At 51.4% G+C, this 23,822-nt stretch carries 17 protein-coding genes and 1 pseudogene; 12 read left to right on the forward strand and 6 right to left on the reverse strand.

Annotated features, from left to right (window positions below):
* Positions 1 to 19: 19 nt before the first annotated feature.
* Complete coding sequence (locus tag J4F31_04605) at positions 20 to 1,546, forward strand: GH3 auxin-responsive promoter family protein (GenBank protein ID MCE2495845.1); 1,527 nt, start codon at positions 20 to 22, stop codon at positions 1,544 to 1,546.
* Positions 1,543 to 2,352 carry a hypothetical protein gene (locus J4F31_04610; GenBank protein ID MCE2495846.1) on the forward strand — a complete coding sequence of 270 codons (810 nt, stop codon included), beginning with the start codon at positions 1,543 to 1,545 and terminating at the stop codon, positions 2,350 to 2,352. The genes J4F31_04605 and J4F31_04610 overlap by 4 nt, the downstream gene beginning before the upstream one ends.
* Here J4F31_04610 and J4F31_04615 read toward each other — a convergent pair.
* From J4F31_04615 to J4F31_04625, 3 genes and pseudogenes are all read right to left on the reverse strand, one after another.
* Positions 2,336 to 2,950 carry a deoxynucleoside kinase gene (locus J4F31_04615; protein MCE2495847.1) on the reverse strand — a complete coding sequence of 205 codons (615 nt, stop codon included), beginning with the start codon at positions 2,948 to 2,950 and terminating at the stop codon, positions 2,336 to 2,338. The two genes, J4F31_04610 and J4F31_04615, sit on opposite strands and share 17 nt — an antisense overlap.
* Positions 2,951 to 3,036: 86 nt before the next feature.
* Positions 3,037 to 5,166, reverse strand: a pseudogene (locus J4F31_04620) (sodium-translocating pyrophosphatase).
* A gap of 20 nt (positions 5,167 to 5,186) precedes the next feature.
* A complete protein-coding gene (locus tag J4F31_04625; GenBank protein MCE2495848.1) occupies positions 5,187 to 6,167 on the reverse strand; it encodes a pyruvate dehydrogenase complex E1 component subunit beta in 981 nt (326 codons plus the stop codon).
* A gap of 78 nt (positions 6,168 to 6,245) precedes the next feature.
* On the opposite strand from J4F31_04625, the gene J4F31_04630 reads away from it, so the two are divergent.
* Genes J4F31_04630 through J4F31_04655 form a run of 6 tightly spaced genes read left to right on the forward strand, consistent with a single transcriptional unit; the run spans position 6,246 to position 14,355 of the window.
* Positions 6,246 to 6,992 carry an electron transfer flavoprotein subunit beta/FixA family protein gene (locus J4F31_04630; protein ID MCE2495849.1) on the forward strand — a complete coding sequence of 249 codons (747 nt, stop codon included), beginning with the start codon at positions 6,246 to 6,248 and terminating at the stop codon, positions 6,990 to 6,992.
* A gap of 19 nt (positions 6,993 to 7,011) precedes the next feature.
* On the forward strand, positions 7,012 to 7,968 hold the full coding sequence (locus J4F31_04635) for an electron transfer flavoprotein subunit alpha/FixB family protein (protein MCE2495850.1): 957 nt from the start codon (positions 7,012 to 7,014) through the stop codon (positions 7,966 to 7,968).
* A gap of 9 nt (positions 7,969 to 7,977) precedes the next feature.
* A complete protein-coding gene (locus tag J4F31_04640; GenBank protein MCE2495851.1) occupies positions 7,978 to 8,586 on the forward strand; it encodes a bifunctional nuclease family protein in 609 nt (202 codons plus the stop codon).
* A gap of 10 nt (positions 8,587 to 8,596) precedes the next feature.
* Positions 8,597 to 10,330 (forward strand): Na+ dependent nucleoside transporter, encoded by a 1,734-nt coding sequence (locus J4F31_04645; GenBank protein MCE2495852.1) that lies wholly within the window; start codon positions 8,597 to 8,599, stop codon positions 10,328 to 10,330.
* Between the two features lie 10 nt (positions 10,331 to 10,340).
* Complete coding sequence (locus J4F31_04650) at positions 10,341 to 11,078, forward strand: hypothetical protein (GenBank protein ID MCE2495853.1); 738 nt, start codon at positions 10,341 to 10,343, stop codon at positions 11,076 to 11,078.
* Positions 11,079 to 11,118: 40 nt separating this feature from the next.
* A complete protein-coding gene (locus J4F31_04655) occupies positions 11,119 to 14,355 on the forward strand; it encodes a PD40 domain-containing protein (GenBank protein MCE2495854.1) in 3,237 nt (1,078 codons plus the stop codon).
* A 41-nt stretch (positions 14,356 to 14,396) separates the two neighbouring features.
* Here J4F31_04655 and J4F31_04660 read toward each other — a convergent pair whose 3' ends face one another.
* Both J4F31_04660 and J4F31_04665 read right to left on the reverse strand, forming a co-directional pair.
* On the reverse strand, positions 14,397 to 15,680 hold the full coding sequence (locus J4F31_04660) for an amidohydrolase family protein (GenBank protein ID MCE2495855.1): 1,284 nt from the start codon (positions 15,678 to 15,680) through the stop codon (positions 14,397 to 14,399).
* A 12-nt stretch (positions 15,681 to 15,692) separates the two neighbouring features.
* The gene (locus J4F31_04665; protein MCE2495856.1) at positions 15,693 to 18,689 is read right to left on the reverse strand and encodes an amidohydrolase family protein; all 2,997 of its coding nucleotides are present in this window, start codon (positions 18,687 to 18,689) and stop codon (positions 15,693 to 15,695) included.
* 76 nt (positions 18,690 to 18,765) lie between these two features.
* Between J4F31_04665 and J4F31_04670 the strand changes: the two genes are divergently transcribed.
* Both J4F31_04670 and xth read left to right on the forward strand, forming a co-directional pair.
* The gene (locus tag J4F31_04670; GenBank protein MCE2495857.1) at positions 18,766 to 19,569 is read left to right on the forward strand and encodes an alpha/beta hydrolase; all 804 of its coding nucleotides are present in this window, start codon (positions 18,766 to 18,768) and stop codon (positions 19,567 to 19,569) included.
* Complete coding sequence (gene xth, locus J4F31_04675) at positions 19,566 to 20,333, forward strand: exodeoxyribonuclease III (GenBank protein MCE2495858.1); 768 nt, start codon at positions 19,566 to 19,568, stop codon at positions 20,331 to 20,333. Before J4F31_04670 ends, xth begins: the two co-directional genes overlap by 4 nt.
* A gap of 220 nt (positions 20,334 to 20,553) precedes the next feature.
* On the opposite strand, the gene J4F31_04680 is transcribed toward xth, so the two are convergent.
* Positions 20,554 to 20,892, reverse strand: a complete 339-nt coding sequence (locus J4F31_04680) for a hypothetical protein (GenBank protein MCE2495859.1) — start codon at positions 20,890 to 20,892, stop codon at positions 20,554 to 20,556.
* A gap of 155 nt (positions 20,893 to 21,047) precedes the next feature.
* On the opposite strand from J4F31_04680, the gene typA reads away from it, so the two are divergent.
* Positions 21,048 to 22,841, forward strand: coding sequence for a translational GTPase TypA (gene typA / locus J4F31_04685; GenBank protein MCE2495860.1), 1,794 nt, complete (start codon positions 21,048 to 21,050; stop codon positions 22,839 to 22,841).
* A 4-nt stretch (positions 22,842 to 22,845) separates the two neighbouring features.
* Entirely contained in the window at positions 22,846 to 23,439 is a 594-nt protein-coding gene (locus J4F31_04690) for an NAAT family transporter (GenBank protein MCE2495861.1), read from the forward strand.
* Positions 23,440 to 23,822: the final 383 nt, after the last annotated feature.

The following is a 23,822-nucleotide window of genomic DNA, read 5'->3' on the forward strand; positions in this document are numbered from 1 at the left end:
CCTCGAAGTTAAGCAATCAATGGCGGTCAAATTTCCTTTAATCAACAGCGTTTTGGCGTGGGTCATGAAAAAGCGATTCCACGAGATCGAGCTGTTCATGAAATACCCGCTCGAGGTACAGCGCGAGTGGCAAATGAAGCTGGTGCGCAGTGCCCGCGATACTGCGTATGGTAAGGAGTTCGGATTCGAAGATATGCGCCACTACGAAGATTACCGCAATCGCGTTCCCGTGGTGAGCTACGAAGACTTGGTGCCGCGGATCGATCGCCTTCGCAAAGGTGAGCAAAATATTCTGTGGCCAACCGAGATCAAATGGTTTGCGAAATCGAGTGGTACTACGAGCCAGCGAAGTAAATTCTTGCCCGTATCACAGGAAAGCCTCGAAGAGTGCCATTTCAATACGGGTAAGGATATGCTGTCCATCTACTGCAACTTGAATCCAAACACGCAGATGTTCACCGGAAAGAGTCTCATGATGGCCGGAAGCGCCACCACCATCGACTCCGAGAATAAAAGCTATTACGGCGACCTCAGTGCCATCCTCGTGAACAACCTACCCTTTTGGGCCGACTTCCTCAGCACGCCGGACAACAAAACGGCACTGATCGAAAATTTCGAAGAAAAGTTGGCTAAAACGGTGGAAATCACGGTAAAGGAAAACGTGACCTCACTGACCGGGGTACCATCTTGGATGCTCGTGACCTGCCACAAGGTACTCGAGGCCACCGGAAAGGACAATCTGCTCGAAGTTTGGCCCAACCTCGAGCTCTTTATCCACGGCGGCGTGGCCTTTACCCCTTACCGCGAGCAGTTTAAGCAGCTGATTCCGCGCGACGATGTGTATTTCATGGAAACGTACAACGCGTCGGAGGGCTTCTTCGCCATCAAGGATCGGCTCGACAGCTACGATATGCTGCTCATGCTCGACTACGGCATCTTCTACGAATTCTTACCCGAAGGCGAGTGGAACAAGGAGTTCCCCAAGGCGTTCGGACTCGACGAAGTGCGCATTGGTGAGCAGTACGCCGTGGTGATCAGCACCAATGCCGGTCTCTGGCGCTATAAGATTGGCGACACCATCGAATTCACCTCCTTGTATCCCTTTAGGATTCGCATCACCGGCAGAACCAAGTACTTCATAAACGCCTTTGGCGAGGAGGTGATCCAGGATAACGCCGAGCGCGCCTTGGCCATCGCTTGCGAAAAAACAGGGGCTCAGGTACGCGAATACACGGGCGGACCCGTTTATATGAAGGATGGTGCCGGCGGTGCGCATGAGTGGGTCATCGAATTCGAACGCGAGCCCGAAGACCTCAGCTTCTTCGTCGATGCCCTCGACAGCACCCTCAAAGTGCTCAACACCGATTACGAAGCCAAACGCCATAAAGACATGGCCCTGAAGCCACCGATCGTGCACGTCGCGCGTCCAGGCCTCTTTTTTAATTGGATGAAGAACCGCGGAAAACTGGGCGGACAAAACAAAGTACCACGCCTCGCCAACCACCGCAACTACCTCGATGAACTCATCGAAATGAACGGCACATGAATCGCTTTCTAATTTTTCTGATTCTCACCCTCTCGGGCGGATGGGTTCATGCGCAAAACCTCGAGTTGCGGTTCGAGCGCTCGTTGAACGTGGCCCCGTCACAGGACTTCGGGGTCGATCGCTTCGGCAACGCCTACCTGCTCCAAGGTGAAGAGATTGTTAAAGTGGACCCGACCGGAAAAACCCTTTACCGGTTCAGTGACCCGAGTTTCGATTCCATTAGCTATGTCGATCCGTTCCTGAGCATGGGCCTCCTGCTCTACTATCGCGATTTCTTTACCGTTCGCATTGTAGACAATCGACTGAATCCCATCGTGAGTCCCATTCGTCTCGATGAATTCGGCTACTACGACGTGCAGTGGGTAAAGGCCACGGATCAAAAATCCCTTTGGTTCTACGACCAAAGCGTTGACAAGCTTATTAAATGGGATGTCACCAATCAAAAAACCGCCCTCGAAAGCCTTAATTTGAGTCAGGCCGTTGGCCGTGAGGTCACCCCCACCTACTTGCTTCAGACCATCAACAACGTCTACATCAACAACCAGGGTAAGGAGATTCTACAGCTCGATCTATTCGGAAATTACGTTAGGTCCGTGCCCATCCAAACGCCCGACGAGTTTCAAGTAATGAACCACAAAGTCTACTATCTCGCCGCAGGCGGAATGGTCGTTTACGATATTCAATTACGGCAACAACAAACCTTTCCCCTACCCGCTGTGGGGCGTTGGAAGAAGTATCAAATTACGGAGGAGTACGTTTATTTGCTCGGAAAAGAGCAGTTGTACTTCGTTAAAATAGTCCGTTGATCTCCCCTTCAACCTTGTTGATGACGGATCCGAGGTCTTCTTGATTGTCGATGAAATTGAGGTTGTCGACATCGATCACCAATAACTTACCCTTATCGTATTCACTGATCCAGGCCTCGTAACGCTCGTTGAGGCGATTGAGGTAATCTAGGCGTATACTCGATTCGTAGTCGCGGCCGCGTTTCTGTATTTGGTCGACCAAGGTTGGTACCGAAGCGCGCAAGTAAATGAGCATGTCGGGGGCAGGCACAAAACTATCCATCAGCTCAAAGAGATTCTGGTAGTTCTCGAAATCACGGCTCGTCATAAGTCCCATCGCGTGCAAGTTCGGAGCGAAAATGTGGGCATCTTCGTAAATGGTCCGATCCTGGATCACGTCCTTACCGCTTTCGCGAATGTCCTTGATCTGGGCAAAGCGACTTCTGAGGAAGTAGATCTGCAGGTTGAACGACCAGCGTTGCATTTCATTGTAGAAATCATTGAGGTAGGGATTGTCGTCAACATCCTCGAAGTGGGGTGTCCAACCGTAGTGTTTCGAAAGTAATTTTGTCAGCGTGGTCTTTCCGGCACCGATGTTTCCGGCGATCGCAATATGCATATCCCTAGGTTTGGTCGAGTCGCTAAATTAAAAAAAAAGGCCCCCGATTTCGGAGGCCCTTCCATTTGTTTTCAAGAAGTGGATCAAGCCAATCCCGAAGCGATCACGAGGGCCACTACAGACATCAACTTAAGGAGGATGTTCAATGATGGACCCGAGGTATCCTTGAATGGATCACCTACCGTATCACCTGTAATCGCTGCTTTGTGCGCTTCAGTTCCTTTCTTCCCTTGCTCTTCGAGCATTTTCTTGGCGTTGTCCCATGCACCTCCGGCATTCGACTGGAAGATCGCCATCAACACACCGGCAGACGTTACCCCGGCGAGTAATCCGCCCAAGGTCTCTGCTCCGAATGCGTAACCTACTACTACAGGAGCAGCGATGGCCAAAAGTCCGGGCATGATCATCTCGCGCAACGAAGCTTGGGTAGAGATCTCAACACATTTATCGTATTCGGCTTTTCCGTCGGCTGCATCGAAGATCGCACGATCTTCAGGTGTTGCCTTGCTGATATCGGAGTCGTACTTACGCATGACCTCTAGGGCTGCTTTAAGCTCCGGAATATTCGCAAACTGGCGACGAACCTCTTGGATCATGGACATGGCGGCGCGTCCTACAGCACCCATGGAAAGTGCTGAGAATACGAAGGGCAACATAGCACCTACGAGGAGTCCGGCCATGACCTTTGGATTAGAAATATCGATCGATTCGATTCCGGCCGTTTGCATGAACGCGGCAAAAAGGGCCAAGGCGGTCAAAGCGGCAGAAGCGATGGCGAATCCTTTTCCGATCGCTGCAGTAGTGTTACCTACGGCATCGAGCTTATCGGTACGTTCGCGAACCTCACCGGGAAGCTCACTCATTTCGGCGATACCTCCGGCGTTGTCGGAGATCGGTCCGTAAGCATCGACGGCCAATTGGATTCCCGTATTCGCGAGCATTCCAACTGCGGCAATGGCGATTCCGTATAAACCGGCAAAATGGTGTGAGATCATGATCGCCGCAGCGATAATGAGAATTGGAATAGCGGTACTCATCATTCCCACGCCCAATCCTGCAATGATGTTCGTTGCAGCTCCGGTCTCAGACTGGTTAACGATGTTGATCACCGGTTTTTTACCAGTCCCGGTGTAGTATTCGGTAATAGAACCCACGCCCAATCCGGCGATCAAACCGGCGATGGTGGCCCAGAACACTCCCATTGCAGTGTAGTCGGTTCCTTTGAGCGACCAGGTCTCAGGCAACATCCCATTGATAAGGAAGTACGAAACCACAAGCATGAGTCCGGCCGAGATGAACTCTCCGCGGTTCAATGCAGATTGTGGGTTTCCGCCTTCTTTCACGCGAACGAAGAACGTTCCGATGATCGACACAATGATTCCCGTTCCGGCCAAGGCCATGGGAAGCAATACCGCTCCAAGTCCGTCGAAGCTTTCGGCAAATCCGGGCAGGGCTACAAAAGCCGCTCCCAATACCATGGTTCCGATGATCGATCCAACGAAGGACTCAAAAAGGTCAGCACCCATACCGGCCACATCACCAACGTTGTCTCCGACGTTATCGGCAATGGTCGCCGGGTTCAATGGGTGGTCTTCAGGAATACCTGCTTCTACCTTACCTACGAGGTCAGCACCCACGTCAGCTGCTTTTGTGTAGATACCCCCACCTACACGAGCAAAAAGTGCGATCGAAGAAGCTCCCAAGGAGAATCCTGAGATCACGTTCAATACTTTTCCGATGCTCCAGCCTTGTCCGCTGTAGAGGATGAACAGGAGGCTTAGCCCGAGTACACCGAGTCCAACAACTCCGAGTCCCATTACAGAACCACCGCCAAAAGCGACTTCAAGACCTTTACCCAATGAGGTACGTGCAGCTTGAGTTGTACGACCGTTGGCTTTGGTAGCGATGCGCATTCCGATGAATCCGGCAAGTCCGGAACAGATGGCCCCGATAACAAAGGAAACGGCGACCATGGGGCTAGAATCAGCTTCCATCGATCCTTTGAATGCGAGAAGTGCAGCGACGGCTACGACAAAAATAGCGAGGATTCTATACTCGGCTTTCAAAAAGGCCATTGCTCCATCGGCAATGTGCTTCGCGATTTTGGCCATTTTAGCATCGCCTTCATCTTGCTTGGATACCCAAGCGCTGCGAATGAATACGAACGCTAGTGCGATGATACCGAATACCGGTAAAACGTACACCAGATTTTCCATGAGGTTTAGTTTTGGATTATTTATGAGATGTATAGGGCGCTCTTGACGGCTTTAATGACATCGTCGACTTGTGGGAGGAACTCCTCAACTAAGGTCGGCGCGTAAGCCATCGGGGTATCGAGCGTATTGATTTTCTTGATTGGCGCATCCAAATAGTCGAATGCGTATTTCTGAACCATGTAGTTCAATTCAGTAGAGATGTTCGCTAAAGGCCATGCCTCTTCGAGCACTACCATGCGGTTCGTTTTCTTCACGGAGTTGATCACCGTATCGTAGTCGATCGGGCGTACAGAACACAAGTCGATCACCTCGCATTCAATACCCTCCTTCGTCAATTGCTCGGCTGCCGAAAAGGCGTGCTTGATGATCTTACCGAAGGATACGAGCGTCACGTGCTTTCCTTGGCGCTTTACTTCGGCCGTTCCGATAGGGATCAAATATTCGCCTTCTGGGACATGCCCTTTATCACCGTACATCTGCTCCGACTCCATCACCAATACCGGATCGTCGTCGCGAATGGCACTTTTCAACAATCCCTTCGCATCCTTGGGGTCAGAAGGCACAACGACCTTAAGACCTGGCGTGTTGGCGAACCAATTCTCGAAGCTCTGGCTATGGGTAGCTCCCAATTGACCGGCAGAACCTGAAGGCCCGCGAAATACGATAGGAATATTGAACTGACCACCTGACATCTGATACATCTTAGCAGCGTTGCTGATGATCTGGTCGATGGCAACAAGTGAGAAGTTGAAGGTCATGAACTCCACGATAGGGCGCAGACCATTCATGGCAGAACCTACTCCGATACCGGAAAAACCGAGCTCAGCAATAGGCGTGTCGATCACGCGCTTGGGTCCGAATTCGTCGAGCATCCCCTTCGAGGCTTTATACGCTCCGTTGTACTCTGCGACTTCCTCGCCCATGAGATATACGCGCTCATCGCGGCGCATCTCCTCGCTCATGGCTTCACAAACGGCTTCTCGGAATTGAATTTCTCTCATTGTCCTCAGCGTTAGGGACGGCAAAAATAAGAATTAAATGACTAAATTTGCTCTCCATTTCGAAATACAAGAAGAAGGATGAATATACTGGTTTGCATTTCGCATGTTCCCGACACTACTTCAAAAATCAACTTTACCAATGGCGATACTGAATTTGTTAAAGACGGTCTCCAATTCATCATTGGGCCCAACGACGAATTTGGCCTTACCAAAGCCCTGTTTCTGAAAGAAAAACACGGCGGCACCATTACGGTGATCAACGTCGGTGGAGCCGAAACTGAACCGACCCTTCGCAAGGCTTTGGCCATCGGAGCCGACGAAGCTATTCGCGTCGACGCGCCTGCCGATGACAGTTTTTTCATCGCTCAACAGATCGCCGCAGTAGCTAAGGAAAAGGATTTCGAGCTTATCATTGGAGGTGTTGAGTCCATTGACTACAACGGTGGACAAATACCCGGTATGGTGGCCGCCATGCTCGACATGCCGTTCATTCAAACCTGTATCGGTTTGGAGGTCGAAGGATTCAATTTCACGGCCATTCGCGAGATCGATGGCGGAAAAGAAACATTGTCCGGATCACTTCCGTTGGTACTTTCTGGTAAAAAAGGATTGGTAGAAGAAAAGGATCTGCGCATCCCGAACATGCGCGGTATCATGATGGCTCGTCAGAAGCCACTGAATGTCCTTCCCGCCGCTGAGGCGGAAAAAGCCACCACCACCGAAAAATACGAGCGCCCGACCGAGAAGGGCGACTGCACCATGATCGATGCAGATAACGTTGGCGAACTGGTTCGCCTGCTGCACGAAGAAGCGAAGGTGATTTAATTGAAAAGAAAGAATTGACATGTCTGTATTAGTATTTGCCGAAACCTGGGAAGGAAATTTCAAGAAGGCCACATTCGAGGCCGTGAGCTACGCCAAACGCATTGCCGACACCTACGGCGATTCAGTAATAGCCGTGACTTTTGGTAGCGTAAACGACGGAACCGATTTGGGTGCCTACGGCGCGAATAAGACCGTTAACGTTCCGAACCTCACCGCGTTTGGTAATGACACCTTCGCAGGTGCGCTTGCCGAATTGGCCGAGTCGGAAGGCGCCAACACCATCGTCATCAGTAATACCAACTACGGAGGGTCCGTTGCACCGATCTTGGCCGTAAAAGCCAACGCCGGACTCATCACCAATGCAGTGGCTGTTCCTGAGAGCACCTCGCCATTGACCGTGAAGCGCAAGAGCTTTTCTTCAAAAGGATTTGCCTTTTACAAGAGCCAGCGCGACAAGAACATCATCACCATTATCCCTAATGCCATCGGTGTCGAGGAATTTGGAGGAAGTGCCGAAGCGGCATCCCACGAAACTTTGAACACTGCGAGCAAAATGAATTCAGTTTCCATTGACCGCGCCAAAGGCAAGATCCCACTCCCAGAGGCGGAGCTGGTCGTTTCCGCCGGACGCGGACTCAAAGGACCCGAAAACTGGACCATGATCGAGGAATTGGCCGAGACCCTCGACGCCGGAACAGCTTGTTCTAAACCGGTATCTGACATGGGCTGGCGCCCTCATAGCGAGCACGTAGGTCAAACAGGGATCGCCATCAACCCGCAACTTTACATTGCCATCGGAATCTCGGGAGCTATTCAGCACTTGGCCGGAGTCAATGCCAGCAAGAATATCGTGGTCATCAACAAGGATCCGGAAGCACCGTTCTTCAAAGCAGCCGATTACGGTATCGTTGGAGACGCATTCGAAGTGGTTCCGAAGTTGACCGAAGCGATCAAGAACTTCAAAGGCAACGCCTAAGAAGATTACATGAAAAAAGTTCGTCTGAACATCGTGGGACTGTCGTACAGTCAAACCCAGAGTGGTGCTTACGCCTTGGTTCTCTCCGAAGAGCAAGGGCACCGACGTCTCCCGATCATCATTGGCGGATTCGAAGCGCAGAGCATTGCCATCGCTCTCGAGAAGGATGTGATACCCCCTCGCCCGCTGACGCACGACCTGTTCAAGCAGTTTGCCGATGAATTCAGGATCGGACTCAAGGAAGTATTGATCCACAAGTTGCAGGACGGAGTTTTCTTCGCCAGTTTGGTTTGTTTACAGAATGATGAAGAAGTCACGCTCGATGCCCGAACTAGCGATGCTGTAGCTCTAGCGGTTCGATTTGGCTGCCCCATATACACCTATGAGGAAATATTAAAAGCGGCCGGGATCATCCTCGAAGAAGAGACTCCAACCGAAGAAAAGCAACCTTCAGAAATGGAGGAGGCTATCGAGAGCGAAAAAGAAAAGGTCGAAGGCCATTTTTCGGGCCTCAACGATCACCAGCTGCAGTCTTTAATGCAAGACGCCATCGAGAAGGAGGACTACGAAAAAGCTGCGGCCATCAGAGACGAATTAGAGAAGCGGAAAAAGAACTAAATTGGGCGCCATGAAGCGCAGCCTCCTATCGCTACTCTTGGGCTTATCCCTTTTAGTTTCCGCACAATCGCCGGTCGGACACTGGCAATTCAAGAGTATCCTTTCGGAATCAGGTGACACTTTACGACCAGTGAGTGTGGCCGACTCCATGCACGTATTGGAGAATGGCAAGTTCAGTTACGAGCTGACCGCGGTTGGCCTTCTGGCCGTAGGCCAATGGGAAAAAACAGGAGACCGTTTAAAGTACAGCTACGAAAATCCAAACGATACGGTTCGCTTTTACCAACTCACTTTTTCGGGCGATTCCCTGTTGACGCTCAGCGAGAATGGGGTGGATTACTCTTTTCAGAGGGCGTCAACGTCAGCATCAACAACAGCGTTAGCAACAGACGAGCAGCCTGGATCGGGAGCTGAAACCGAGCCCTTTGATACTGGGAGTTTCGAGAACATCAGCTTAACGGGTATTCTCCGCGGACTCCTCGGCTTAGCCGTTTTGGTGCTTATCGGATGGCTGTTCTCGAGCAACAGAAGGGCCATTAAGTGGTCACTCGTTATGAAGGGCATTGGGATTCAGCTGATCTTTGCCTTCGCCATCCTAAAGGTGGAGGTCGTAAAGAACATTTTCGATTGGATGAGCAGCGCCTTTGTCACGCTTTTGAGTTTTACTACGGCTGGCTCGGAGTTTATATTCGGATCTCTGGTGACCGACCTCGAGGGGGTCGGTTACATATTCGCCTTTCAAGTATTGCCTACGATCTTGTTCTTTTCGGCACTCACTAGCATTCTTTTCTACTACGGCATTCTTCAGAAGATCGTTTACGGATTCGCCTGGCTCATGAAACGAACACTCAAGCTGAGTGGAGCGGAGAGTTTGGCTGCGGCCGGAAACATATTTCTCGGCCAAACCGAGTCCCCACTTCTCATCAAACCCTACATCGATAAAATGACCCGCTCGGAGCTCATGTGTTTGATGTCAGGCGGTATGGCAACTATTGCAGGCGGAGTGCTTGCCGCATATATCGGTTTTCTCGGAGGTGATAGCGATGCCGAAAAGATATTTTTCGCCAAGCACTTACTGGCCGCTTCGGTGATGTCGGCTCCAGCGGCCATCGTAGGAGCCAAACTCTTGGTTCCCGAAACCGAGAAGTTCAACGAAGAGATGTCGATCTCCAAAGAACGAATCGGAAAAAACGCGCTCGAAGCCATTACCAACGGTACCATTCAGGGCATCCGCCTAGCGGTAAACGTGGGCGCCATGCTCCTCGTTTTTATCGCCCTTATCGCCATGGTGAACTACGTATTGGGTGATTTTTTTGGTGCACGCACAGGCTTGAATACCTGGGTCAATAGCTTCACGAACGGCCAATACGAGCAATTCTCCCTTCAGTTCATTCTAGGCTATGTTTTAGCTCCGCTCACCTGGCTCATGGGTGTGGCTAAGGAAGATATGATCTTGGTGGGCCAGCTCCTCGGTGAAAAGATCATCTTGAACGAATTCGTAGCCTACGTGAGCATGGGCGAACTAAAAGAGGCCGGAAAATTCGCCGAGCAAAAGTCCATAATCATCGCAACGTATATCCTTTGTGGTTTCGCCAACTTCGCATCAATCGGAATTCAGATCGGAGGCATCGGAGCGCTCGCTCCCGGCCGCAAGACCACCCTTTCTGAACTCGGCGTTAAGGCGCTGATCGGCGGAACGCTGGCCTCGCTCTTTACTGCGGTCATCGTAGGTATGCTCATTTAAAACTTCGACAATGTTTCGCAAGATCCTCATCGGCGTTCTGATCTTCATCGTGCTTCTCATGGGCGCAATACTGGCCGTGCAGTACTTCATCAGCGAGGATTTGCCCGAAGGCAAAAGAGGCCCGGCCGCGGAAGAACTCTGCGATAAAATGTTCAAGGCCGTCGGCAGGGAGGCGTGGGACAGCACGGCATTCGCCCGCTGGACCTTTCGAGATGCACACCACTACGTCTGGAACAAGAACGAGCACTTGGTTCGCGTAAAATGGGACGAATTCACGGTGTACCTATACCCCGAAACCAAAGAGGGGCGCGCTTTCGTATTCGAATCGGAACTCAGCGGAGAGGACAAAGAAGATAAGATCCAAACGGCCTGGGATTACTTCAACAACGACAGTTTTTGGCTCATTGCTCCACTCAAGGCTCGCGATCCCGGCACTATCCGAGAACTCGTACAAACGGATCGCGGTCCGGCCCTAAAGGTCACTTATAGCAGCGGCGGTACCACCCCGGGCGATACCTACCTCTGGCACCTCGACAAGGACGGAAAACCCCAATCGTGGCAAATGTGGGTGCAGATCATCCCCATTGGCGGACTCGAATTCACCTGGGAGAATTGGGTAGCTACCCGCACGGGGGTCATGATCGCACTCGACCACGAGGCCGAAGGGTTCAGCGTCCCCCTCTCGGGTGTTGATTTCGCGATGACGCTCAGCGACTTACACGTACAGGACTCCCTACTTGTAAAATAATTTGTTACCTTCTATTTCCTTTAACACAGAACACTAACCAATGAAAAAACTACTCCTGCTTTTAGTGGGCGTTTCGGCCGTACTCGGGTCAATCGCTCAAAATCCTTCGTGGATGCGCTATCCAGCCATCTCTCCCGATGGATCCCAAATCGTATTCAGCTATCAGGGCAACCTTTACGTGGTTCCCGCCGCAGGCGGAGAAGCACGCGCCCTCACCACTCATCCGGCGTACGATTTCGAACCCGTTTGGTCGCGCGACGGCTCCAAAATTGCCTTTGCCAGCGACCGCTACGGAAACTTCGATGTCTTCGTGATCGAAGCTACCGGCGGCCAGCCCACACGTCTCACCTTCGCTAGCAGCAGCGACCACCCCAGCGATTTCACTCCCGATGGTAGTGCTGTTCTTTTTTCTGCCTCGCGGCAGGATGCGGCAGCGAATCGTCAGTTCCCCTCGGGCGGATTGCGCGAGTTGTATCGCGTTCCGGTCACGGGCGGAAGACCCGTCCAACTCATGACCACTCCGGCCGAAAACGCGCGCTACAACGCCGATGGATCAGCCATCGTATTTCACGACCGGAAAGGCTATGAAGACTTTTGGCGCAAGCACCACACCTCTGCCGTTACACGCGACATCTGGACCTATACCTTCGCCGACGGCAATTATGAAAAGCTATCGACCTACGAAGGCGAAGACCTGTATCCGGTATGGGCCCCCGGCTCAACCGATATCTACTTCACCAGCGAGATGTACGGAAACAGTTTCAACGTGGTCAAACGATCGGCGGACGGAACTTTCACTCAGGTAAGCTCTTTTGACAAACACCCGGTTCGCATGCTCTCCATAAGCAACGACGGACTCCTGTGCTACAGCTATCACGGTGAGCTCTATACTCAGCGCGAAGGCGAAGAACCACAAAAGCTTTCGGTCACCCTACACGACGATGCTAAAGAAAACGACTATGAGATCCTGAGAGCAACAGCCGGCGGCGACTTCGCAGTAAGCCCCAACGGAAAGGAGATCGCGTTCATCTATCGAGGCGAAGTGTTCGTCACTTCGGTCGAAGGATCCTGGACCAAGCGAATCACCAACACCCCGGAACAAGAGCGCAGTGTCGATTTTCATCCCAACGGTCGTAAGATCTTGTACGCCGGCGAACGCAATGGTTCCTGGAATGTGTACGAAGCGGAGATCGCCAGAGAAGACGAGCCATACTTCTACAGTGCTACCCTGATCAATGAAAAAGCCCTGCTCGAAAACCCGGAAGAAGAGTTTCAAGCGCAATATTCCCCAGACGGTAAAGAAGTTGCCTACCTCGAAGAACGGGTGATCCTAAAAGTATTGAACATCGAAAGTGGGGAAACACGCACCGTGCTTCCGGCCAAGTACAACTATTCGTACGCCGATGGAGACCAATACTACGCCTGGTCGCCAGACGGTAAATGGTTCGCTGTAAATTACCTGCCCGGAAAACAATGGATCAGCGATATGGGAATAGTATCGGCTTCAGGTGAAGAAGAGCCGATGGACCTTACCCGATCGGGCTTCAATGACTGGTCCGGAACTTTCGAATGTAATGGAGAGGTCATGATTTGGGGCAGCAACCGCCACGGAAACTCCAATATGCAGGGGCGCGGGGGCACTTGGGACATCTACGCCATGTTCTTGACTCAGAAAGCCTGGGATAAATATCGCCTCAATGAAGAGGAGTACGCCTTGTGGAAAGAGATGAAAGAAAAGGAGACGAAAGGCGACGACGAGGAAGACGACGACAAGAAGTCGAAAAAGAAGAAAAAGGACAATGACGACGAAGATGAGGTCGAAGCATTGTCATTCGACCTGGATGGTGTGTACGAACGTAAAGCACGTCTTACTCCCATGAGCGGAAACCTCGGTGGCGGATTCCTTTCTGCGGATGGAGACAAGCTCTATTTTTTCGCTTACGAAAACCGCAAATGGGGATTCTACGAATGGGATTTGTACAAAGGTGAAATGGAGACCATCACCAGTCTTGACCGCAGCTTTGGCTCCTGGGAACTCAGCGATGATCGCAAACACGTATTCGTTTCTACCGGAGGAGGGTTTTCTACGATCGCCGTCTCGGGTGGAAAAACCGAATCAGTGAAGATCAGTGCCGAAATGGAGCTCGATCCACAGGGCGAGCGCGAATATTTATTTGAGCACGTATGGCGCCAAACACTGAAGAAGTTCTATGTGGAGGATATGCAAGGGGTCGATTGGGCCTTTTACAAGGAAGCCTACGAGCCCAAAGTGAAGGAAATGACCAACAATCAGGACTTCGCTGAACTCATGAGCGAACTCCTCGGAGAATTGAACGCCTCACACACGGGTTCGGGTGCCTTTGGTGAATCGTACGACGATGACCAAAGTGCTGCATTCGGAATGCTCTTCGATTGGACCCAAGATGCCGATGGACTCACAGTGACCGAAGTGCTTACGAAAGGCCCTGGTGATTATGCCGACTCGCCATTTGAGGTCGGATCGGTGATCAAGGCCATAGATGGTCGCGAGATCAAAGCGGGTGAAAACCCTTGGGGATGGTTCAATAGAAAAGCCGGTGAAACCGTGCTCTTGACCGTGGTGAACGACGGTGAAGAAAAAGACGTGCGCATCAAGGCGATCTCGAGAGGAATGGAGAACGAATTGCTATACGAACGTTGGGTCAAGCAAAACCGCGAAGAAGTTGAAGAACTTTCGGGTGGTAAAGTAGGCTATGTGCATGTTCGTAGCATGGGCGACGCCAGTATGCGCGTAGTTTTTGAAGAAGCTCTAGGGCGGTATTACGAATGCGACGCATTGATCGTGGATACGCGATTCAACGGTGGAGGCTGGCTTCATGATCAGCTTGCGACCTTCCTTAGCGGTGAGGCCTATGTGAATTTAGTCCCACGCGGTCAGGATCTGGGTCACGAGCCTTCGACTAAATGGAAAGGGAAATCCTGTGTGCTGATGAGCGAATCAAATTACTCGGATGCACACTTCTTCCCATGGGCTTATAAAGAACTAGAGATCGGCCCGCTGATCGGAACTCCCGTGGCAGGAACGGCTACTGCTGTTTGGTGGGAGACCCTCATGAATAACTCCATGTACTTCGGTATCCCAATGGTTGGAACCATCGACAAGGATGGAAATTATCTCGAAAATCAGGAACTACAACCCGACTACGAAGTCGTTTTGACTCCGGCCGATGCTGCTGCAGGTAACGATCCACAGCTTCAGAAGGCCGTTGAAGTTATGCTCGAGTCAATCGAGGATTAAAACAAAAGTATAAGTCATATAGAGCAAGCCGTACCCAGGGGTTACGGCTTGTTCTTGTATTTCTCGTACAGCTTTTGGTGGGGTCCATTCAAATCGAGTAAACGACCTTGGATCATCGCCACCTGAACATCGTTGGTGCGCATATCCATTAAATCCCCATTAGAGATCACGATGTTGGCGTCCTTCCCGACTTCTAGGCTTCCAGCACGATCGGCGATATTGAGCACCTCCGCAGCATTAAGCGTGATCATGGCCAAGGCAGCTTCGTAATTGAGTCCATAGGCCACCGCAGTTCCTGCGAAGAAGGGCAAATTGCGCGCTTCCTGAAGATCGTCATAGCTCAACACTACTTTTATACCGGCTTCGTGAAGCATCTTTGGAAGCTCAAATCGCTCCGTAACTGCGCCGTCATCTCGTGATGGCAATGCATGTACTTGAGGAAGTACAACGGGAATATCGAACTCGGTCAAGAAATCCATGCACAAATGTGCATCGCGCGGCTCAACGATGACCACGCGCGGAATACCCATATCCATCGCCCACTGCACCGATTCAATGATCTGTCTGCGACGCGATGCCTGAATAAACAAGGTCTTTTCACCTGAGAATACCGGAGCCATGGCCTCTAGTTTCAGGTTTGTCTCCTGATCGCCCTCAAAAGCCATGTATTCCTGTGCATCGCGAAAGATCTCATCGATCGCTGCAACTTGATCTTCGTATTCGGGATTCTTACGACGCTCGGTCTCGCCCATCCACCAACGCGCTCCATAGGTGGGCGATGGCCATGACAAGTGAAGCCCGTTATCCACGGCGTAGGCAGCGTCTTCCCAGTTCCAAGCATCGAGCTGCACCACCGCTGAGGTTCCGGGCAAATACCCTCCACGAGGTGTGGGTTGAGCGAGCAGTACTCCTAAGTGGCGCTGAGCAGGAATATGCCAGCTATCGGTATTGTAGGCGATCAAACTTCGAACGTTGGGCGTAAAATCCCCAACTTCTCTGTCGTCCCGAGAGGCTCTAACAGCTGAAATATCTTCAAGCCCAAGTGTAGTGTTCACCTGGATCAGGCCCGGATAAATATGTTGACCACCGGCATCGATAACCTCATATTGTGTACGATCGATCCGCACAGCCGACATGTCGCCCACTGCAGTTATCATTCCTTCTTCTATAAAGATGTAGGCGTTCTCAATGACCTCTCCATTACCTACGTGGGCCGTACCTCCGATTATAGCGATCGGACCTGTTTGTAGCGATCCGGGAGTCGGAATCTGAGCAATGGCAGTCAACGCGAAAAAGGCGGCGATTATGCTGAATAAACTTTTCATTCCCTCTTTAATTTAATATTCGATACCTTGTTCCAACATATCATCACAATGCCAATGGTGATGCTCTTCTTCAGCTGGCTCCTGTGTTGGAGCACCTTTGGCCTTTTCGCCCCGCATGGCGGCGATCAAACGCTGTCGCTCCTCCTCGATCCACTGCAAACGAGCCGCATCGCGATCTCGATCAAAATACACGCGCCCATCGACCAGCGTCGTTTGGGCCTCTGCGTAAACACTCAACGGATGGTCGGTCCATAGGACGATGTCGGCACTCTTTCCCTCCTCAACGGTTCCCATTTCGGCGTTGAGATGCAGTAACTTGGCCGGATTCAAAGTCACCATTTTCAGGGCTTCCACTTCCGATACGCCGCCGTACTTCACCGCTTTGGCCGCCTCCTGATTCAAACGGCGCCCCATCTCGGCATCGTCGGAGTTAATCGCCACGGTAATGCCCGCCTCATGCATCAAGGCCGCATTGTACGGAATGGCCTCCTTCACTTCGTATTTGTACGCCCACCAGTCCGCAAAAGTGGATCCGCCAACGCCGTGTTCAGCCATTTTATCGGCCACTTTATATCCTTCCAAAATATGGGTGAACGTATTGATCCGGAAACCAAACTGCTCAGCCACATGCATCAGCATATTGATCTCACTTTGCACATAACTGTGGCACGTAATGAACCGCTCTTGCTCCACGATCTCGGCCAAGGCTTCAAGCTCGAGGTCTCGGCGGAACGGTTCGTTCTTGCTTAGCTGCGCCTCAGCGGCGCGATAGTTGGTGGCGCGAGTAAAGGCATTCACATACACTTGTTCCACTCCCATCCTGGTTTGTGGAAAACGCACCCGGTTATCGTCGCCACAATTGCTCTGCTTCACGTTCTCACCTAAGGCGAACTTGATGAATCTGTCCGCTCCTTCAATGTGCATCCCACGAGGATCGGCACCCCAACGGAATTTAACCAGGGCACTCTGTCCGCCGATCGGATTAGCCGAGCCGTGCAACAATTGCGCAGCTACTACTCCGCCCGCGAGCTGACGATAAATATTGATATCCTCTGAATCAATGGCGTCGTACATGCGCACTTCGGCCGAGCTGTTCATAGTGCCCTCGTTGACCCCACTCAAAGCGATGTGCGAATGCTCGTCGACGATTCCCGGGGTTATGTGCATTCCAGTGGCATCGACCTCCACGGCTCCGTTGGTTTTGAGGTCTACACCTACCGCCTCAATGCGGCCATTACGGACCCAAACATCGGCATTTTCCAGAACCTCCTCATCGCCGGCCAACACCCAAACGGTGGCATTGCGGAAAACGACATTGGTATCGCTCGGGGACTCGAAAAGCCCGTAACCATTGAACGGTCGAGGAATGGTGGTCAGTTCTGGAATCTCTGAATCTTCTTTCTTTGATTTGGCTTTTTTGATCGTGTCGACCGGCAAAGCACTCGTATAGGTCGCCGTCCAGCTCACCCAAGAACCATCGCTCCATTGACCGCTTCCGACATATCCGTTATCGGTGCGGAAACCACTCAGCCGTATTGAAGCTGGGCGTCCATCGGGTTGAAAGCTCATCACGAGGTTCTTATCATCGAATTTCGAGGTGACATCGAGCGTGGTACTATCGGTCAAGGCGATCTCCGCGCGGTGTTTCCCCGGTTCTCCCAAGACTTTCCAAGTCCAGCTACTGTCCGCCACAGTTAAATCGTAGACGCCGTTGAAATCATCGGCCCGCAGGGCCTTGTATTCGTGTTTTTGTCCGCCCGTCCAAATCTGATGCACGGTGCACCCTTTGGCGAACAAGGAGGTGTCGGTCACCAAGAGATCGGCCCTAAATCCGGCGTCGACTTGCCCAACCATATCGGAGGCGCCCAGCCAACGGGCCGGCACTGTGGTGAGGGCGGCGAGGGCTACATCCTCGGGCAGTCCTTTATCAATGGCCGTTCGCAGATTCTTCCAGAAATCGCGCTGATTGCTGAGTCCGTCCGTGGTAAATGCGAACTCGATTCCGGCTTCGTGCAGACGACGCGGGTTCTCGGCGGCGTGCTCCCAATGCCACATATCGGCCAACCTCACATCGAGAGCCGCATAAGGATCCTCAACATCGTAGGCATCCGGAAAATCGAGTGGCAGAACGAATCGCGCCCCGGCGGCGGCCAGTTCGGCAGCGCGTTGGTTTTCGTCGCCATTTCCTCGAATGATGAAATCAAAGCCCAACTCTTTCCCTACCTCATCGGCTAAAAGGGCACGCAATCGGTCGCGTACTTCGAAGATGGCCGGCAACCGGCGTTGGTCGTTGAAGGCCACTAGTGTGGCGTTGAATCCGTCCGGGTCGGGCACGGAGGCGTAGTACTGCGCATCGTAATGTGTTTGACGAAGCAGGGCTACGGAGCCCATGATACTACTGGGGTACGATTGAGTACTCGTTCCTTTTTGAAAGCTGAAATGGGTCGATGCCTGAGGAATGATCAGTGCTTCGTTGGCCTCGAAAGCTCCAGTGCTGACCAAGGCACCCGATCCGCGATGGATACCGTCGTGCCGATGAGTCAGAACGGCCGTAAAGCCCAGCTTGCGAAGAGAGCCTGCTGTTTTTTCGGAGGTCTCGAAATGGAGGTACGACTCAAATTCGGACCGGATGGCTTGGTTCCATCCGTAAGGTCCTTTAACGTTACTCTCGAACTGAGGACCGCGTTGGCGATCTCGAGAGCGCTCCGCATCCGGAGTACCGTAGCTCGAATACAGATCGATGAGCCCCGGGTAAACGTATTTTCCCGTGAGGTCGATCTCGCGGTAGCCGGCGGTAGCGGAACCACCTTCAACAACGCGTTCAATGACACCATCGGAGATATACACGGTAGCATTTTCTAGCGTGACAGATTCGTTCATCACAACAGTGGCGTGGGTCAGAGCAAATCGGCCGGGTCGGGTATCGGCCAGGTCGTTGGACTTGCCCATCTGGCCGTAGGCCATAGTAGCGAACAGTAAAAACAGTCCGCACCATAATCTTGCTTGCATAATAAGATCGCTTCAGTTAGCAGGTTAGGAACGCAAGTATAACCAAAAACGGGGCGATTTGATTAATTTGGCGCCCTTGCTACATTATACTACATATGAGCATGGGAGTTCGGACCAGTGGGTAACCTTTATTCACGGGGCCGGTGGATCGTCGAGCATTTGGTTTCGGCAGCTTCGCGCGTTTCGCAAGCACTTCAATGTACTGCTGGTCGATCTGCGCGGACACGGACAAAGCAAGATGCCGGCTCCGTTGAAGCTTCCGCGCTATACATTCGAAGAGATCACCGAGGAAATTCGCGAGGTCATCGACCATTTGAAGATCAAGCGGAGTCATTTCATTGGCATTTCGCTCGGGGCCATCATCGTTCGTGAATTGGCCGAGAAACACGCCACTCGCGTTCAGAGCATGATCATGGCCGGAGCGGTGATGAAGCTGAATCTGCGCGGAAAAATACTCATGCGGCCGGGTGTGTGGTTCAAGAGCGTGGTGCCTTATTTACTGCTGTATAAATTCTTCGCCTTTATAATAATGCCTCGGCGGGCACACCGCGTATCGCGCTTGCTCTTCATTGAGGAAGCGAAGAAACTGGCGCAAAAGGAATTTATACGGTGGTTCAAGCTGGCCGCCGACGTCAACCACAAGCTCAAATGGTTCAGAACCGTGGAGGTCCTCATACCGACCTTGTACTTGATGGGCGACGAGGATCATATGTTTTTGCCGTCCATAAAACATCTTGCCGCGAGGCAAAAATCAGCGCAACTGATCGTGGTACCCAACTCGGGCCACGTAGTCAATATCGATCAACCCGACTTTTTTAACGACCGCAGCATCGCATTCATACAAGCTGTGCCTGCGGCACGAAACGTACCTATCTCATGAAGCTCATCTCTTTCAACGTGAACGGCATCCGTGCCAGTGTCAAGAAAGGATTGTTGGAAACCCTGCAAGAACTCGACGCCGATGTGGTGTGCTTTCAGGAAACCAAGGCAACGCCCGAGCAGGTTGGCGAGGCCTTGACCGGATTGGAAGGCTATCATTTGTACGCTAATTCGGCAGACCGAAAAGGGTACTCAGGTACGGCGATCATTTCCAAGGAGAAGCCCTTGAACGTGAGCATGGATATGGGCATTGAGGAGCACGATACTGAGGGGCGCGTGATCACTGCGGAGTACGAAGATTTTTACCTGGTGACGGCCTATGTGCCGAATTCGGGAAATGGATTGAAGCGACTCGATTATCGCGGGCAATGGGACGTGGATATGGCCGCGTTTTTGGCGGATCTGCAGAGTAAGAAGCCCGTCGTCTTTTGCGGCGACTTGAATGTGGCCCATCAGGAGATCGACATCGCGCGACCAAAGTCAAATTACAACAAAACGGCTGGGTATACCCAACAGGAGATCGATGGGATGGATCGCTTTCTCAATGAAACGGGCATGGCCGACAGCTGGCGGGCACAGCATCCCGACGAAGTAAAGTACAGCTGGTGGAGTTTTCGTGCCGGTGCACGTGAGAAGAACATCGGTTGGCGGCTCGATTATTTTCTGGTCTCAGCACCGTTGATGGAAAAAGTGTCTGATACCTTCATTCTAAATGACGTGCACGGGTCGGATCATTGTCCGGTTGGGGTAGTTCTTAGGTCTTAGCTTTAGCAAAGTTCAATTTTCCGTGAATAAGCTAACGCTAAGGCTAATAGCTATTTAAAAATACCTGATTCGCCGAAGGCGAACCTGATGCGTAGCACTGGTTCCGGCAAATTCACTAAGTCTAAGCCCGAATGCACTTCCTCTTATATCACTTCTAGCGCGAAGCGCCACTGATAACACTTATGAAACTAATAGCGCCACAGGCGCCACCAATAGCATTTCACTCCAGATCAACAAAGCCCTTCTGCTCCGCCAATCCTTTGGTAAGTTCGAGGCATAGGTCGACCACCCATACGCCTCCGCCGTCATCGCCAAGGGGTTCATCTTCTTCAAACGCCGTTACCGCATCTTGCAAGTCCATAGCGTGAATTCCGGCATAGAAGAAAAACTCTCCCGGATCAGCACTTTCGCCATCGATGCGATGCTCGAGGAAAACTTCCCAATAGGTGGCGAAAAAATCTTCCAATGAAGTGTCATCGGCCAGTTCGATCTCGATGTAATCACCTTCGTCCAACAGGTACTCGTCGAGGAAGGTATTCAGTTCGCGCAACTTGCTCATGGTCGTGTAATTTTTTTATAAAGGTAGAACAAAAGGTAACCGGTAAATAAGGGCCGCGAGTTAATAAATAGTTACGGCATCTTTTTCATTGATAAAGAGGTAGTTAGAATACGTTTATTTGGCGTACTTTTGCACCCGTTTTTAACGAACAGCCCATGAAACTGCGCAATATCGCGATCATCGCTCACGTAGACCACGGAAAAACCACCTTGGTCGACAAAATGCTTCACGCCGGAAACCTTTTCGAAGATCACGAAAAGCCAGGCGAACTTATCATGGACTCCAACGATTTGGAGCGTGAGCGAGGCATTACGATCCTAGCCAAGAACGTAAGCGTTCGCTACGGGGATTACAAGATCAACGTAATCGACACTCCGGGACACAGCGATTTCGGTGGTGAGGTAGAGCGCGTATTGAACATGACCGATGGCGTGCTGTTGCTGGTCGATGCCTTTGAGGGCCCTATGCCGCAAACGCGATTCGTACTGAGCAAGGCCATTGAAATGGGCTTGAAACCCATCGTGGTGATCAACAAGGTCGACAAGCCAAACTGTACTCCGGAAGAAGTACACGAAATGGTATTCGACCTCATGTTCCACCTCGACGCTACAGAGGAGCAGCTCGATTTCCCTACGGCATCTGGTTCGGCCAAGCAAGGCTGGATGGCCGAGGACTGGAAAGCTCCAACCGACAACATCAACTACTTGCTCGACATGATCATTGAGCATATTCTCGCTCCTGAAAAACGCGAGGGAACGCCACAGATGTTGATCACCTCGCTCGACTATTCTTCGTTCGTAGGTCGTATCGCGATTGGTCGAATCCACCGAGGCAGTATCAAGGCCAACCAGAATGTGAACTTGGTAAAACGCGACGGTAAAGTCGTGAAATCCAAGATCAAGGAGGTTTTCGTTTTTGAAGGATTCGAAAAGGTAAAGGTTGACGAAGTACACAGCGGTGAGATCTGTGCCTTGACCGGATTAGAAGGGTTCGACATTGGAGATACGGTAGCCGATTTCGAAGCGCCGGAGGCCTTGCCGACCATCAAGATCGACGAGCCCACGATGAGTATGACCTTCACCATCAACGACTCGCCGTTTTTTGGTAAAAAAGGGAAGTTCGTCACCTCGCGCCACATCAAAGAGCGTCTCGAAAAAGAGATGGAAAAGAATTTGGCCTTACGTGTTGAGGAAACGGGTTCAGCAGACACCTTTAAAGTGTTCGGACGCGGCGTTTTGCACTTAAGCGTATTGATCGAGACCATGCATCGCGAAGGTTACGAGCTGCAAATTGGTCAGCCTCAGGTGATCCTGAAAGAGATCGACGGGGTTAAGATGGAGCCCGTAGAGCACTTGACCATCGATTTGCCCGAAAACGTGAGTGGTAAAGCCATCGAAGCGGTGACTCTTCGCAAAGGAGATATGCTGACCATGGAACCAAAGGGAGACCGAATTCACCTCGAATTCCAGATCCCATCACGCGGACTCATCGGTTTGAGAAACTATTTGCTCACGGCAACCGCAGGAGAAGCTATCATGAGCCATCGCTTAATGGAATTTCAACCTTATAAAGGAGATATCCCTGGTCGCCAGAACGGCTCTTTGATCGCTCTGGAGACCGGTACGGCCTTTCCTTACTCGATCAACAACTTGCAGGACCGGGGAACCTTTTTCATTGCGCCGAATGTCAACATTTACGAGGGGCAGGTGATCGGTGAGAACAATCATCCCGGCGATTTGACCATCAACGTGACCAAGACAAAGAAGCTTTCGAACATGCGTTCATCTGGTGCTGATGAAAAGATGCGTATTGCTCCGCCCGTAGAATTCACTCTTGAAGAAGCGTTGGAGTATATCCAATCTGATGAATTCGTGGAAGTGACCTCACAGAGCATCCGATTGAGGAAGATCCACTTGAAAGAGCACGAGCGTAAACGCGCAGGTAAGTAAACCTATGGACTTCAACTTCCTCATATCGACGGCGGTCTTGTTGTTTTTCGTACTCGACCCTTTCGGTAATGTGCCGCTGGTGCTGACCATCCTCAAAGATGTACCAGCAGAGCGGCGCCGAAAGATCATCGTTCGCGAGGTACTGATCGGACTCCTGATCCTTCTTGCCTTTTTGTTTTTCGGAAAGCAAATACTCGATGTATTTCACCTGGAAACAGAAGCTGTAAGGATCTCCGGAGGCGTGATCTTCTTCATCATTGGCATGCGTATGATCTTTCCGGCCGATCCAAGTCAGTCGCTTTTTGCGGCGCAAGGAGAACCGTTCATAGTTCCTATCGCCATGCCCATGATCGCAGGACCTTCTGCTTTGGCAACGCTACTCGTATTGGCCAAGAATCACCCCGATGCACCAGTCACGGTAACACTGGCCTTATTGGCCGCGTGGGCGAGTTCCTCTATCATTTTGTTGTCGGCCCCATTCATGTATAGGTGGTTGAGAAGACGAGGACTCACAGCACTGGAGCGACTCATGGGGATGCTGCTCCTCTTTTTGAGCGTTCAGATGTTCATCGACGGAATACGCGGACTCCTCGTGTAACAATAGTACAAGTTATAGAAGCGGGAATTATTCCTTCTTATAGAATTCATCCTGATCTTAGCAAAAGGTTAGAGGTTTTCATGTTGCAGCGTTCCCGTTCTCGGGAACAAGCGCCTGCCCCGAGGGAGGACACAAAATAGGGACGGGTGCTCTATTTATTCACCTATTGTTGATAAAATTCTATAATCTTTTGTGCATGAAGCACTTAGTGAAAAGCGAAAATTACAATCTTGAAGAACAAGACTCAGTCCTTGTGTCTTCACCTGTCCTTTCGGACGGATGTTTAGGTTAATGAAGAAAAGCCCCGCCATTGGTGGGGCTTTTATATTTATAGAGGATTAGAAAGAGGTCATAAGAGTTGTTGATATTCGAGACTTTAATGG

It is taken from the genome of Flavobacteriales bacterium (assembly GCA_021296215.1).
Classification (GTDB): domain Bacteria; phylum Bacteroidota; class Bacteroidia; order Flavobacteriales; family ECT2AJA-044; genus ECT2AJA-044.